10 protein-coding genes are annotated in these 14,913 nt (G+C 59.4%); 7 read left to right on the forward strand and 3 right to left on the reverse strand.

Translation table 11 applies throughout. The features are described 5' to 3' along the window. The first annotated feature begins 152 nt into the window (after window positions 1-152). Window positions 153-1,109: a colicin transporter gene (locus JS530_RS04435; RefSeq protein ID WP_214375977.1), complete on the forward strand. Its 957-nt coding sequence runs from the start codon at window positions 153-155 to the stop codon at window positions 1,107-1,109. Between the two features lie 101 nt (window positions 1,110-1,210). Here JS530_RS04435 and JS530_RS04440 read toward each other — a convergent pair whose 3' ends face one another. After that, entirely contained in the window at window positions 1,211-1,414 is a 204-nt protein-coding gene (locus JS530_RS04440) for a hypothetical protein (protein WP_214375978.1), read from the reverse strand. A gap of 895 nt (window positions 1,415-2,309) precedes the next feature. Here JS530_RS04440 and JS530_RS04445 point away from each other — a divergent pair. From JS530_RS04445 to JS530_RS04470, 6 genes are all read left to right on the forward strand, one after another. Next, the gene (locus tag JS530_RS04445) at window positions 2,310-5,501 is read left to right on the forward strand and encodes an FN3 associated domain-containing protein (RefSeq protein WP_214375979.1); all 3,192 of its coding nucleotides are present in this window, start codon (window positions 2,310-2,312) and stop codon (window positions 5,499-5,501) included. Window positions 5,502-5,899: 398 nt separating this feature from the next. After that, window positions 5,900-7,249 carry an ABC transporter substrate-binding protein gene (locus JS530_RS04450; RefSeq protein WP_214375980.1) on the forward strand — a complete coding sequence of 450 codons (1,350 nt, stop codon included), beginning with the start codon at window positions 5,900-5,902 and terminating at the stop codon, window positions 7,247-7,249. A 141-nt stretch (window positions 7,250-7,390) separates the two neighbouring features. Next, window positions 7,391-8,296, forward strand: a complete 906-nt coding sequence (locus JS530_RS04455; RefSeq protein ID WP_425350851.1) for a carbohydrate ABC transporter permease — start codon at window positions 7,391-7,393, stop codon at window positions 8,294-8,296. A 58-nt stretch (window positions 8,297-8,354) separates the two neighbouring features. Beyond that, on the forward strand, window positions 8,355-9,353 hold the full coding sequence (locus JS530_RS04460; protein ID WP_214375982.1) for a carbohydrate ABC transporter permease: 999 nt from the start codon (window positions 8,355-8,357) through the stop codon (window positions 9,351-9,353). A 68-nt stretch (window positions 9,354-9,421) separates the two neighbouring features. After that, window positions 9,422-11,509 carry a beta-galactosidase gene (locus tag JS530_RS04465; RefSeq protein ID WP_214375983.1) on the forward strand — a complete coding sequence of 696 codons (2,088 nt, stop codon included), beginning with the start codon at window positions 9,422-9,424 and terminating at the stop codon, window positions 11,507-11,509. Window positions 11,510-11,552: 43 nt separating this feature from the next. After that, a complete protein-coding gene (locus tag JS530_RS04470; RefSeq protein ID WP_214375984.1) occupies window positions 11,553-12,608 on the forward strand; it encodes a LacI family DNA-binding transcriptional regulator in 1,056 nt (351 codons plus the stop codon). 246 nt (window positions 12,609-12,854) lie between these two features. Here the strand turns inward: JS530_RS04470 and JS530_RS04475 are convergent, their stop codons facing one another. Both JS530_RS04475 and JS530_RS04480 read right to left on the reverse strand, forming a co-directional pair. Beyond that, window positions 12,855-13,079 (reverse strand): DUF3107 domain-containing protein, encoded by a 225-nt coding sequence (locus JS530_RS04475; protein ID WP_214375985.1) that lies wholly within the window; start codon window positions 13,077-13,079, stop codon window positions 12,855-12,857. Between the two features lie 91 nt (window positions 13,080-13,170). Further along, window positions 13,171-14,874, reverse strand: a complete 1,704-nt coding sequence (locus JS530_RS04480) for a phosphotransferase (RefSeq protein ID WP_214375986.1) — start codon at window positions 14,872-14,874, stop codon at window positions 13,171-13,173. Window positions 14,875-14,913: the final 39 nt, after the last annotated feature.

Genomic DNA, 14,913 nt, shown 5'->3' on the forward strand with positions numbered 1-14,913 from the left:
CAAAACCGATAACGGGCGATGCTTCTTCCTTGAGTTCGGGTTCTGTTGCCAGTATGACCAGTGTGCCATTGCCCGATCGGCCTGATGCTGCGAAGTCCGAAACCGATGAGGCAGGGGCATCCATTTCTACTGATGCTACTGATGCTTCCAGTATGAAATCCACCGTATCCGGCATATCGGGCGGTAGTGGTTCGAAGCGACCCGTATGGCTGATTCCCGTTATCGCCGTGGTGTGCGCGGTCGTGCTGGTCGTGGCGGGTGTGTTCGGCTGGCGTGCGTGGGACGCGCACGAGCTGGCTGCGGCCAAGGCGGATTGCGCCGCCGCGGCCGAGAAGGTGCGGGAGTCGGCGAACGGCTACAACCAGCTGCTCAACGGGGAGGCGGCCGAGGCCTCCATGGTGAAGGCGGACCAGGTGAAGGACAAGACGACGCGTGCCGCTCTGGCCAAGGAGTTGAAGGCCCCGACACCCGAATACGAGGGCTGCGTCGCCGACGACGCCAGCGGATTGAACAAGGCCGCCACGACGTTGGACGGCCAGGCGGACTGGTACGCGAAGCACACGAAATCGCTGGACAAGGCGGTGAAGCGGGTCAATGCGTCGAAGGCCGCGAAGACGTTGGACACGGCGAAAACCAGCCTGAAATCCAAGCTGGAGGAGGCGTCGAAGCTGCTCGCGGATTCGGACGGCGAGGTGGCCGACAACGCGACCCGCGACAACCTCATGAAGGCCATCGACGCCGCCAGGAAGCTGACGGACGGCAACGATCCGGCGAAACTCGACCAGGCGCGCAAAAGCGTCGAGGACGCGATGAAGCAGGTGAACGACTCGATCCAGGCGAAGAACGACGCGGACAAGGCCGCGGCCGACGCGGCGGCACAGCAGGCGGCGGCCGCCCAGTCGGCGGCTTCCGCCACCCCGTCCTACAACACGGGCAGCTACGGGTACTCGCGCAATTACGGTTATTCCGGCGGCAACACGTACCGGCCCTCCAGCGGCGGCAGCGCGAGCACGAACAGTGGTTCATCCGGCAACGACGACCACGGCGGAGCATTCGCATGGGGAACTGGAAATCAATCAACAGGCAATTATGCTCCTATTGAACATTGATTGTCATCCGTTTTAGACCATTGAGGCCCCATACCGTTTATTCGGTATGGGGGCTCACCGTGTTTCAGGCTGGTTCGATTCCCGAATACGGCGGAGGGTCGTCATCCGACGTGTTGGATGACGGCCATGCAGCCGGTGTTGACCATGGTGGGCGGGAGCAGGCCCATGAGCGCCGCCGGCCGCAACACATCCATGTTTCCGGACAGGATGTACGGCATGGGACCGTCGTATGGCGTTCCGGCCTCGGTTCGAAAGATGTGTGCCGGATTCGTATCTTCGATGCAACGCATCTCGTCATCTTCCATGTTCTTCTTCCGGTTTCATGCCGCATAGGGGGTGTCCGTCGGATCCGCTACCGGAGTCTATGTTCTCCGGCACCGGATTCGCGGATACGAGGGGCGGGAGAGGCCCGTCCTGTTGATCAACATGGGAGGAGAATCCCATGGGATCCGATTCCGGAGCCGCCGACGAAGACGATCGAGAAGCATACGAGCGCCGACGCCATGGGCAACACGACCGTGATCACCACCGGCACCGGATTCGGCGGCGCCAGCTGTCCAAAACATGGCTTTCTCGCTTACAAGGGGTTGATTCGAGCTTCCGGAAACATCTATCTGCTCTACAAGGGGTTCCTCAACCCGCAAATCACGGGTATAACCGCCATCACGATACCGTCATTCCGCCGTTTTGACGGACCCTCTACTCAGCGAGCAACCCCTTGTAACGCAGATAGACCTCCCGCGAGCCGGAAATCAACCCCTTGTAAGCGAGATACGCCCTCCCGCTCACAAAATAATCACCCTTCGAACACGCGGTCGCGAATCATGCGACCGGATTCGTCCAGCGCGGTGCCATGGCCGTGAATCGCCAGCGGCCGCCTTAGCGGAGGCCGTATGCCACCGCTGGGCCATATGGCTTCACTGGCGGCGGTTACCGAAACTGCAAGGCCAATGGGTGGCCGATGGTTTCAGTGAGGGGAGCCCAGTGAAGTCATGTGTCCACGTTGTGCCCGTATGCCTTTGTTGGTCGCTCTTAGCGAAGTCGAATGGCCAATCCATGCCTGAGTGGCATTTTCGATACTCTCGAATCATCGCCCAGCGAAGCCATACATCCAACACATGGACCTATCGCATTGCCGACGGTATGCTCCGCCGTTCCGGTATGCTGGTATGGCAGTGTTGTAAGAACAAAGGGAATGCATTGACTACTATCGGCAAACGTATAGCAGCCATAACCGCCATCGCGGCGATGATGATTACAGGTGTCAGCGCAGGCACCGCTATGGCGGACGAGCAGCAGCCGGCGCAATCAGCCCAAACCAACCAGTCGACCCAATCCGCAAAGGTCGCTTCGCCAAAGGCCTCGGACTCCACGAACGCGGCCACCACCATCAAGCTGTCCACCATCGGCTCCAAAGACACGGATAAGAACCGTACGCTGCAGTCGTTCCAATTCGAGAACGCCGACTGGACCGGCTATTACATTCGCCCCGGCATCACGGCGAAATTCACCATCACGCTCAACACCAACGCCAAGACCCCGAACGTGCTGTGGGCGCATCGTCAGGTTGGCCGCGTGGATGAAAACACCTATACGTACATGCGTATGGATGATGGCGGCAAACTGAATCCCGGCAGCAACACAATCGAATATGACACCACTAGTCGCCAAGTCGGTCAGGTACTGTACATCCGCAACGATGGCACCGACCCGGCAACCGTGACCATCGAAAACCAGAACGGATCCGATGGCAAGCCGTCGCTCGGCCAATACCCGTACTACGAATACGATGCCAAGAATCCTCAAGAATTCTGGACTTACCTCCAGCAGTTGCGCGAGTACGTGAACAACGGCGTGGATACGAAGGCCGGCGATCTGAACACAAACCCGTCACTCGGCATGGATGCCACGTCCATTCGCACCGGTCGCATGGTCTATGAGCTGCGCGCCGCCAAGCTTGTGGATGCATTGAAAGATATCAATAGCGAGCAGGCCGCAACGGACTGGATTACGAACGCGGCGACCGTGTCCGAGGAACGCCTCGACTATTTCGATCATCTGCAAGGCTTCGATGCCAAGGATGCAGATGCCAAGCAGCGTCCCACGAACATGAAAATCGTGCTGGAATTGACCCAGAACCTCACGAACCCGTCATCGATGTTCGCGTGGTACACCATGTACCACCTGCCGGAAAGCGTGTTCCCTGGAGTCGCCACCAACCTGGATTCCGCGCACGGCTGGGCGAACGACCATGAATATGGTCACATGCTGGATATCGACCCGTTGACCCATGCGGAAGAGACCAACAACCTATTCAGCATTTGGGGACGGCATCGCGTCGGCGAAGCACAGCTCAAGGACGGTAAGACCTTCACCACCAGCATCTACCATGGCAATGTGCTCTCCGCACAGCAGCAGCTTGACTCGTGGCTGAACGAGAGGCTCACGAATCCTGATGCCGCCTCCCAGTGGGGAGACATCTGGTGGGGCGTGACCGCAAAGTGGGAGATACTGCGTTGGTTCGATGATTACGATTACGCCGATTACGATTACGCAAACTCCGCCTACACTGCCGAAAGCGCCGCTCAGGTCAAGAACTACGGCGGTTTAGGTGCCGTCTACCGCAAGGTGCGCAGTAATCCCGCCAACTATCGTGTACTCGGCGACGGTCCGAGCAATGCGATGGCCGGAGCCACCGCCAAAGCATATTCGGATGCGCTCGGCTTCGATATGAGCGAGGTTCTGGAGCGCTATGGCGCACAAATTCCTGACGAGGTCAAGGAATATACGGCCAAATATCCGAAGCTTGATGTGAAGATCCAATACTTCAACATCAACTCGGACGCCAAAGCCATGAACGGTGCCGGACTGTTCTCCAAGAAGACCGGCGGCCCAACCTTGACGGCCAAGCGTGGCTCGGACGGCAAACTCACGGTAACCGCTTCCTACGCGGCGGATTCCGCGGAATCCAAGACGGTTTCCGGCTATGAGCTCTTGGCTGATGGCAAGGCTGTGCAATGGCAGCCGGATGGCAAGTTCAGCATCGACACTGACCCGAGCGTGGAATATCAGGTCATCGCCTACGATCGCCGCGCCAATCCGAGCGCCGCGACCACGCTCAAGGCGAATGCTGATATCACGGTAAAGGTCCTCACATCCGATGGTGCAAGCCCAGTTAAGGCAAGCGTCACCGTTACGCCGAACAACGGCGGCAAAGCAACCGTCTATCATCCGAATGCGCAGGGTGAGCTTACCATCAAGAACGCGCCATCATCGAAGATCTCTGCATCGTTGGATGGCTACACCAGTGCTCCGGCTACCGTACCGGTGGATGGCTATGACTGGGCGGGCGAAGTGATTCACTTCACGCTGACGCCGAAGGACAGCAAAGCGGCAACCACGCCGGCCCCGATAATCGGCGGCGCGCAAGCCGACGACGGCAGCCTGGCCTTCAGCATCACCCCGGACAACGCCGATGATGCGGTGTACTACACCACCGATGGTTCCGAGCCCTCAGCCGAACACGGTATCCGCTACACCGGTGGCACCATCGGCATCACGTCCAGTCCGGTTACCGTCAAGGCCATTGCCTACCGTGCCGGATTCGCGCCCAGCCGCATCGCTTTCGCCACGTTCACCGATTCCCGTCAGGTGACTATCTGGAATCAGATATGGGGCCCCGATTACGGCTCCGGTCAGTCCAAGTCGTTTGGTGTGGGCACCTATGAGGCCGCGGATTTGGACTTCCTCGCCAATCAGGTGCGTAGTCTTAAGGTGCCGGATGGGCTCAAAGTGACCATCTACGAAGAGGCTGGTTTGCAGGGCGCCGCACATGTGTACACGCAGACGGTGAATTGGGTGAACGTGTATGATCCGATCAAATCCCAGTCCATGAAGATCGAAACCGTTAAAGCTCCGGCCGCACAAACCGCAGGCAAGGTCACCTTCAAACCGGGTGCCGATGATGCCCAGGGCAGTATGGCTGAAGTCACGCGATACGCGGGTATTTCGATGAGCGCACCGGATGTCGCCTTCACTCGCGCCGGCTATAAGCCGACTGGTTGGCTTGCCGATGATGGCACCGCGTATGCGCCGGGTGCCGAGCTGCCGGATGGAAACGTGACGCTTACGGCTCAGTGGGAGGAAAGCCACGAAGAGCCGGAAACCAATAAGCCAGGCGGTGGCGATGGCAGTGAAACCGTGCCCGGCAAGCCCGGAACGGGGGAGAACGGCACTCTGACCGATGGTTCGCATGGTGCCAATGGTGCTGACGATGCCAAGGACTCGGTGCTGTCGGCAACTGGATCGACTGCTGTGACGCTGCTGGCACTGGTCAGCGTGCTGGTAGTCGCCGGGTGCGGCGTATGGAGTATCAGACGGCACATGCACTGATATGTGACTGTGGCATCTGACTGCACTGTTGATGCGGAACTGTTGATGCAGATCAGCGAAAAAGGCATCGCTCACTGTGGGCGATGCCTTTTCTGTATCAGCGGCTGCTTCAGATGGTCGTGTGAGCGGAAGCGTAGACAGTGCAAGTGTGGTGTAGCCGCGCACGCCGGTCATGAACAGGACGACGCCGATGTGACGGTAGTGCAAGTGCGATGTAGCCGGATGCGTGAATGGTGCTGCAGATGATTCGCCGGCGGTGCCACGGGTGAGCTATGGGCGATGCGCGGCATGCGTGTCGCAAGGTTTGACAAATTGGTACACAGGTGTATCATCACAGGTATTGGTACACAGTTGTACCAAAGCAACATCCCGGACAATGGGGTAGGAGGAGAATCATCATGCGCAACACAAAGAAGGTCATCGCGGCAACAGCGGCAGTCGCTACCCTCGTCGGCCTTGCAGCCTGCGGCAGCGGCAGTGATGCCAACGCCAACAAGGGTAATGCCGATAAAGCCGAACTGGTGTTCTGGGGCTGGGATTCCGGCAACTCGATGAAAGACATCATCGCCAAGTTCGAAAAGGCCAACCCCGGTATCACCGTGAAGTTCAACAACACCGGCACTGCCGAGAAGACCTCCACCGCGCTTTCCAACGCCATCGCAGCCGGCAACGGCGCCCCGGATGTCGTGATGCTCGAAGACCCGACCGTCACCCAGTTCGCCGTCACCGACGGCCTCGTGGACCTGAGCGAATTCGGCGCGGACAAGCTCGCCGATGACTTCGCCGCCGGCCCGTGGAACAAGCTGCAGTACAACAGCAAGCCGTACGCGCTGCCGATTGATTCCGGCCCGGAAATGTTCTTCTACAACAAGGCCGTGTTCGACAAGGCCGGTGTGGACGGCGAATCCATCAAGACCTGGGATGACTACTACGAGGCGGCCAAGAAGATTCGCGCCACCGGCTCCTACATCACCAACCTGGCGGGTACCTCTGGCGACTATCAGCCGTTCACCGCACAGATCTGGCAGGCCGGCGCCCAGCCGTGGAAGGTTGATGGCGAGAAGATCACCATCAACATGACCAAGGACGAGGGCATGCAGCGCTACATCAAGTTCGTCCAGAAGCTCATCGACGAAGACCTCGTGGACACCAAGACCCCGAACTGGTCCGATGATTGGAACCGCGAGCTCAACGACGGCACCATCGCATCCCTGACCATTGGCGCTTGGATGCCGATCAACCTCATGACCGGCGCTCCCGATCAGGCCGGCAACTGGCGCGTCGCCCAGCTGCCGCAGTGGGAGGAAGGCAAGGAAGTCTCCGCTGAAGACGGCGGTTCCGCACTTGCTGTGGTCAAGCTCTCCAAGAACCAGGCCGCAGCCTACAAGTTCGTGGAATACATGACCCACGGTGATGGTGCCCAGACCATGGCCGACACCGGTACCTTCCCGTCGCTGAAGAAGATTCTCACCTCTGATTCCTTCACCGATCCGACCACTGAAGCCAACAAGAAGACCAACGCCTACTTCGGTGGCCAGAACGTGAACGAAGTGCTCTCCGAGGCGGCGCAGCGTCCGACCGAGAAGTTCCAGTACCTGCCGTACAACCCGTTCGCCCAGTCCGCGTACGGCGATGAGGTCTCCAAGGCCTACACCGGCGAGATCACCCTCGAGCAGGCGCTCCAGAACTACGGCAAGAAGCTGGCCGAGCAGGGCGAGCAGCAGGGCTACACCGTCACCGTCAAGTAAGATCACTCCGGCATAAACCGGGCAGTTAGGAGCGGGGATACACCCCAGTATCCCCGCTCCTTTCATGCCCGGAAGGCTGGTGGAAAGGGAAAAGCAATGACGCAACCAGTAGGTGTGAGCCCGGTAGGTGTGAGTCCGGAAATGGCGGGAATGCATACGCCTGAAGCTCGAATCAACAAGCATAAGGCGGATTGGCGTGGATGGAAGTTCATGTGGCCGTTCGCTGTGGTGTTCGTGTTCGTGTTCATCATCCCGATCGTGTACGCGATCTATATCAGCTTCTTCAAGAAGCAGATGATCGGCGGCACCAAGTTCGTTGGCCTGCAGAACTACCAGCGCCTGCTTGTTGATCAGCAGTTCTGGAGCAGTGTGGGTCGTGTGGCCCTGTTCACGGTGGTGCAGGTGCCGATCATGCTGTTCCTCGCGGCGGCCATGGCGTTGGCCATCGACTCGATGAAGCTGCATGGCACGAAGTTCTTCCGCATCTCCACGTTCCTGCCCTATGCGGTGCCGGCGGTGGTGTCCACGTTGATCTGGGGTTTCGTGTACGGCGCGAAGTACGGCCTGGTGGGAAGCTTCAACGATTTCTTCGGCACGAACGTCGACGTGTTGAAGCCTTCCGTGCTGCTTGCGGCGATCGGCAACATCAACACGTGGGAGTTCACGGGTTATAACATGCTGATCTTCTACAGCTCGCTGTCCACGATCCCGCACTCCCTGTACGAGGCCGCGTCGATCGATGGCGCTTCGGAGTGGCAGATCGTCAAGTCGATCAAGCTGCCTGAGTTGAAGGGCTCCCTGGCGATCACGGTGATCTTCTCGATCATCGGTTCGTTCCAGTTGTTCAACGAGCCGAGCATTTTGCAGAACATGGTGCCGGGCAACGCGATCACCACGTACTACACGCCGAACATGTACGCGTACAACCTGAGCTTCTCCGGCAACCAGTCGAACTACGCCGCCGCATTGGCCATCGTCATGGCCGTGATCACCATGGCCATCGCCTACGCGGTCCAGCTCAACAGCATGAAGGAGCAGATGAAGTGATGCGCCTCGAGCTGATTGCTGAAATGACTATGACTGTGATTGTGAAGGAGCGTATCTGATGAGTGCAGCAGCAAGTGCCCGTCCGGCCGAGGCGGAATTGAGGGCCCGGGAGAAGGCCGCCAGGAAGGCCGAGAAGGAACGTCAGAAGCGTATCGCCCGCGATGAGGCCGCCGAGAGGAAGCGCAGCGAAAAGGCCGGTTTCGCGAACGTGAACAACCCGCGCCGCAGCACGCTGATGACCATCCTGTGCGCCATCTTCGCCGTGTACTGCCTGTTCCCGTTCGTCTACCTGGCGATTAACGCGACCAAGACGCAGGCCGACTTCACCAGTACATTCGGTCTCGGCTTCGGCAGGACGTTCGCCCTGTGGGACAACATCGCCACCGTGTTCACCTACCAGAACGGCATCTTCGGCCGCTGGCTGGTCAACACGCTCCTCTACGTGGTCGTCGGCGCCGGCGGCGCGACCCTGCTGGCCATCATGGGAGGCTACGCGCTGGCGAAGTTCCGCTTCCCGGGCCGCAAGGCCGTGTTCGCCGTGATCATCGGCTCGATCTCCGTGCCGGGCATCGCCCTGGCGGTGCCGCAGTTCCTCCTGTTCGCCAAGCTGGGTTTGACCAACACCCCGTGGGCCATGATCATCCCGTCCCTGATCAGCCCATTCGGGCTGTATTTGATGTGGATCTTCAGCGAGCAGGCCGTGCCGACCGAGCTGCTCGAGGCCGCCCGCGTGGACGGTGCCAGCGAGTTCCGCACGTTCTGGACCATCAGCCTGCCGCTGCTGGCCCCCGGCATCGTCACGACCGCCCTGTTCACGATCGTGGCCACGTGGAACAACTACTTCCTGCCGTTGATCATGTTGAAGGACGCCGACTGGTACCCGCTGACCATCGGCCTGAACCAGTGGAAGGACCAGGCCAGCACGGCCGGTGGCCAGGCCATCCAGAACCTGGTGATCACGGGCTCCCTGATTACGATCATCCCGCTGGTCATCGCGTTCCTGTGCCTGCAGAAGTACTGGCAGTCCGGCCTCGCCGCCGGCGCCGTCAAGGAATGATTGAATAATTCACTATCGGCTCCCCTCCAGAGAGGGGAGCCAGCATCAACGACATACAAGGAAGCATCATGGCAGCACGCAGACCGTTTCGTTGGCCGGCACTGTTGACAAGCAATGGTCGTGGCATCGCGTATGGCGGCGACTACAACCCGGACCAATGGCCGGAGGAGACGCTGGACGAGGATATTCGCCTGATGCGCAAGGCGCATGTCAACACCGTGGCCCTCGCCATTTTCAGCTGGGACAAAATCGAGCCTCAAGAAGGTGAGTTCACGTTCGATTGGCTCGATCGGGTCATCGATAAGCTCGGCACAGCCGGCATCGCAGTCGATCTGGCGTCCGCCACCGCATCGGCGCCAATGTGGTTGTATGTCAAACATCCGGAAGTGTTGCCAATCGATAAATACGGCCATACCGTGAACCCGGGTTCCCGCCAATCCTGGCAGCCTACCAGCCCGGTGTTCACGGCATACGCGCTTCGCCTGTGCCGCAAGCTCGCCGAACACTATAAGAACAATCCATACGTCACCGCATGGCATATGGGCAACGAATACGGTTGGAACAACCGGTACGACTATTCAGACAATGCGCTCAAGGCGTTCCGCACATGGTGCGAAGCCAAATACGGCACCATCGACGCGTTGAATGCCGCATGGGGCACAGCCTTCTGGTCGCAGCATGTCAACGATTTCAGCGAAGTGCTGCTGCCGCGTCATATGGGCGGCGATGCGATGGTGAACCCGGCTCAACAGCTCGACTATGAGCGGTTCGGCAACGACATGTTGCTCGACTTCTATAAAGCCGAGCGTGACGCCATCGAAGCGATCTGCCCGGATAAGCCGTTCACCACGAACTTCATGGTCTCCACCGACCAGTGCTGCATGGATTACGCCAAGTGGGCGGATGAAGTGGATTTCATATCCAACGACCACTATTTCCACGAAGGCGAATCCCATGTGGACGAACTGCTCTGCTCGGACGCGCTCATGGACTCGCTCGCCCTGGGCAAACCATGGTATGTGATGGAACACTCCACGTCGGCCGTCCAGTGGAAGCCGTTGAACGCGCGCAAACGCCACGGCGAACTCATGCGCGACGCCTTGACGCACGTGGCCATGGGTGCGGATGCCATCAACTTCTTCCAATGGAGGCAATCCGCATCCGGTGCCGAAGCATTCCATTCGGCCATGGTGCCGCACGCCGGTGAGGATTCCAAGATCTATCGCGATGTATGCGAGCTCGGAGCTGCGCTGAAAACGCTGTCCGAAGCCGGCTTGCAGGGCACGGAACTTGAGCGGTCGAACACGGCAATTCTGTTCAGCGCGGAATCCGAATGGGCTACGCGCAGCCAGACCTTGCCCAGTATGAAGCTCAATCATTGGCATGATGTGCGCGACTGGTATCGGGGACTTCTGGATGCCGGTCAGCGCGCGGACATCGTGCCATTGGCATACGACTGGAGCGGCTACCAGACCATCATCCTGCCCACGGTGCTCATACTGTCCGAGTGTGACGTTCGCCGTCTCGCCGATTTCGCACAAGCCGGCGGCACTGTGATCATCGGCTATGCGACCGGTCTGATCGACGAACATTTCCGCGTCGGTCTCGGCGGCTACCCGGGTGCCGGCAACGGACTGCTACGCACGATGCTCGGTGTGCGCAGCGAGGAATTCAACATCCTCGGATGTGAAGCCGAAGGCGAACCCAGTGAAATCCGACTCAGCAACGGCTGCATCAGCCGACTCTGGCAGAACGATGTGACCTCCATCGCAGCGGATACCACGGTGATTGCCTCGTACGTTGGTGCCGAAGCCGCTGATTGGGAGCTCGCCGATGTGCCAGCCATCACCCGCCATCCATATGGCAGGGGAGAGGCGCTGTATGTCGGTTGCGACCTGGATCGCGATGCCATCGCATCATTGATGCGCACACTACGTCCTGAAGCCGCAGACGATGCTCGCTTGGTGCACACCGTTCGCCGTTCGGCGGATGGCAGCACTATTGTTGACTGCTATCTCAACAGGGATAGGCAGCCGGTGCATGTGCAGAACATCACCGGTCAGCCGATCATCGCCCACCGTTGCGCTGCCGGTACCGCAGCGCACGATTATGTGCTCGATCGCAACGGTATGCTGATCATGAAGCGGGTAGAATAGCGACGTTACAGTACCCGGCGCCGATAAGGTAAGGAGCATTGCCGTGAGCGAGCATTCTGGAGCGAAACGACGCGTCACCCTGCGTGATGTGGCGCAAGCGGCCGGGGTCTCGCTCAAAACCGCCTCCAACGTGATCAATGGCTCCGGGCGTATGAGTCCGGACACCCGAACCAAGGTCGAGGCTGTTATCAAGGAGCTCGGCTATCAGGTTAATGTGGCCGCGCGCAATCTGAGCCGCAATCACACCGGATTCATTACGCTGGCCGTGCCTTCGCTTACGCCGCCGTACTTGGCCGAGCTTGCCAATCGCATCATCGATGCCGCGCGCCGGCATGATTACTCCGTATACGTCACCACCTATGCGGAAGGCTCCGCCAAAGGCGCGCGGGATTTGCTGAAGAAGTTCAATTCCACGGTGTCGGATGGCATGATCCTGTCCATGAGCGAGGTGGAGAACATCAGCAAGAAGGACTTGGACGTTGACTTTCCGCTCGTGGTGGTCGGTGCCCGTACCACATGGGGCATTGCCGATCATGTGACCCCGGACGATGTGGATGCTGCGGCTCAGGCTGCAGGATACCTGTACGAACGCGGCTCAAATCGCTTGGCTGTAATCGGTGCTCGCGGTGATTACGATGAAACCGCATTGCTGAGCGCGATTGAAGGCAACGCACAGTTGCGTTTGCGCGGTGTGATTGAAGAGACGCACCGCCGTGGACTGACCATCGATCCCAGGCTGGTGGGTGCCACCGATCAGGATTGGACCATCGGCGCCGGGGCTCGCGTCACCCAGCGACTGATTGATTCCGGTGTGCCATTTGATGGGGTGGTGGCATTGAACGATCAACTGGCCATTGGCGCGTTGACTGCGCTGCGCATATCTGGATACAACGTGCCGGACCAAGTGCAGGTGATTGGTTTCGACAACATCGAGGAAGCCCCGTACTTGCAGATTCCGCTGACCACTATGGATTCACGATTGGAATGGACGGCGCCGACCGCGGTGGAGCGCATTTTAGGGCGCATCCGTGGCGAAATCGCCACGCCGGAACTGCTCACCTGCTCCTCGCGGGTGATTGTGCGTGCTTCAACGCGGTAATGATCTGCCATAGCCTGTTGTAGCCTGCCATCTTTGGCATTTCCGGGCTATTGATAGTTGACTACCCCTCAGTCGGCTTCGCCGCCAGCTCCCCTGACAAGGGGAGCCGAGGGAAGTGGTATCGGGTTGGAGTCCTCAGACTGCAACAGCTCCCTGGTAGGGGAGGGAAGTGGTATCGAATTGTAGTCCTCAAACTACAACAGCTCCCTAGTAAGGGAGCCGAGAGAGACAGTGCCGAGCTGGCGATCACAGAGCGCCGAAGCCCACCGCATGCTTGGTGTCGGAGCCGATGATCGCATAGCCCAGAGCCTTGGCCGGCACGATGATGCGACGGCCCTTGTCGTCGGTCAGGTCGATGGTCGTGCCGTTGGAAACAGCCTGTGCGATGGCATCGCTGATCTCATCGGCGGACTGCTCGGTGCTGAAGTTCACCGGTCGAGCCACATTCTGAATGCCCAGTTCGATATCCATGATTCTCCTTGATTGGATTATTGATGCTGTACTTGGTTCTTTACCCTATTGTGCCGTATGCGCGGGCCATCGGTTGGCCGATTATGCGAGGTTACGCCTTTGGCGTGGAAACCTGATGGTTGGCAATGGTGTTGCCCTCGTGATCGTAGCCGTCCAAGCCGGCCCTCGCATCACGCAAAGCCCGCTCTTCACGCTCCAGCAGCGGAATCACCGTGGTCTCCGCCGTATAGGAGGCATGCGGCTCATGCTCGCCGGTATCGTCGTCATCGTCAACATCCGATGCCGTCTGATCCGACTGATTATTGACTTTGACCGTAGCTGGCCCGGTGCCGCCGGCAGCCTGCTCGCGTTCGTTCATGTCGATGAGTTCCTTCAACGTGATCGTGGACGCGGAAGCCGGGCGAGGCTCGCCTGTTGCCGTAGCGGTTGTAGCGGTATTGGCAGGCTGCGGTTTGGTGGAACCGGTGGTGACCGGGCGATTCGCCGTATTGTCGCCGCCATCCTGCTCCGTCAATACTGCAGCGGCGTTCCGAGCCGCAACGGCATTGACCTTCGGAGTCACATCCACGTTGCCGGCGGCAATGATGTCCGCGCTGCCCGTACGGTCGGGATCGTTCGTATCATCGGACACCTCAGCGGCTGCCGCCTTGGTGTTCGCGGCGTTGCCGGCGTGTGCCGCATCATCGTTGAGCAGGGTGCCCACGGTGATGGTGGAAGGATTGCCAGCGGACTTATTGCCTTGGCCGGAACGCGATGCAGTGGTGGCCGTGGCATGGCTGATTACGCTCAGCTGATGGGCGAGGCGTTCCACCTGCGCCTTGAACTGGATGATACGGTCATTGTCCGCACGGTTCAGTGCGGAGATGAAATCGCCCACCTGCTCCATCTGCAGCCACAGGTTGGCGCGCAGCATAATCAGATCATCCAAACGCGAACCCATCATGCGGCCATAGGCGGCGAGCACGGCATTGCGATGGGATTCATCCAACTTGCCGAAAATCCAAGCCAGATCGCGGGCGGGATCATTGACCTGCATATCCTGCCAATTGGTGATGGCGGTGATGGTGGAACCGGAGAACAAGAGATCACCGTCGGAGAAACCGCCGTGCACCGTCGACGTGGCGAACGACCACAATCCTTCGGTTTCGATGATGCGCGACCAGCTATTGGTGATTTCCTGAGGCACATGCCCGGCTGCACGCAGACGCTTGATCCAAGCGATCAGCTGGGAGCGAATCTGCCCGGTGGTAAACACCGGATATTTGGCAACCTGCAGGAACGCGGTAGGCAGACGATGAATCGCGCCAAGCGCGGTACCCACCGAAGCGCAATCATCCAAAGTCAACAAGTCCAGCGAACGAGCCTGACCTTCGCAGTGTTCGGCGATCAGCACCGTGGTCTGCCCGGTAGGCCCCGGCTTTGATACCGGTTTCGTGGCGGCTGCGGCAGGGGAGTCATCCAACGCCTGAGCCGTGGAACTGGCACCCGGTTGAGCAACATTACCGGGTGCGAAAGCAATCACACGATCCAAACCAAAGCCAAGACCACCCGGTTCGCGGGCAGCAGCCAGCGTCTTCGCTGCCTGCACACGGCGAATCAGTCGCGTGCGGCCCTCTTTGGTGTCGGTGGCATATACGTCATACAGCTTGCCGGAGGCATCCTGCACAACCGCCTGGTCGATGCCCTTGGCCTCATCGGTCGCACTGAATTGCGTGCTTTCGCGCACGCCTGCAACGGCCAGATTCGGCAGGACGGCCGAGGTCAATGCCGCCAACATGAAATTGCTTCGTCTCATCACCCTTCCACACTAATACATCCCTTGCGCTTCTAGGGC

The sequence above is a fragment of the Bifidobacterium colobi genome, assembly GCF_018555455.1.
Taxonomy (GTDB): Bacteria; Actinomycetota; Actinomycetes; order Actinomycetales; family Bifidobacteriaceae; genus Bifidobacterium; species Bifidobacterium colobi.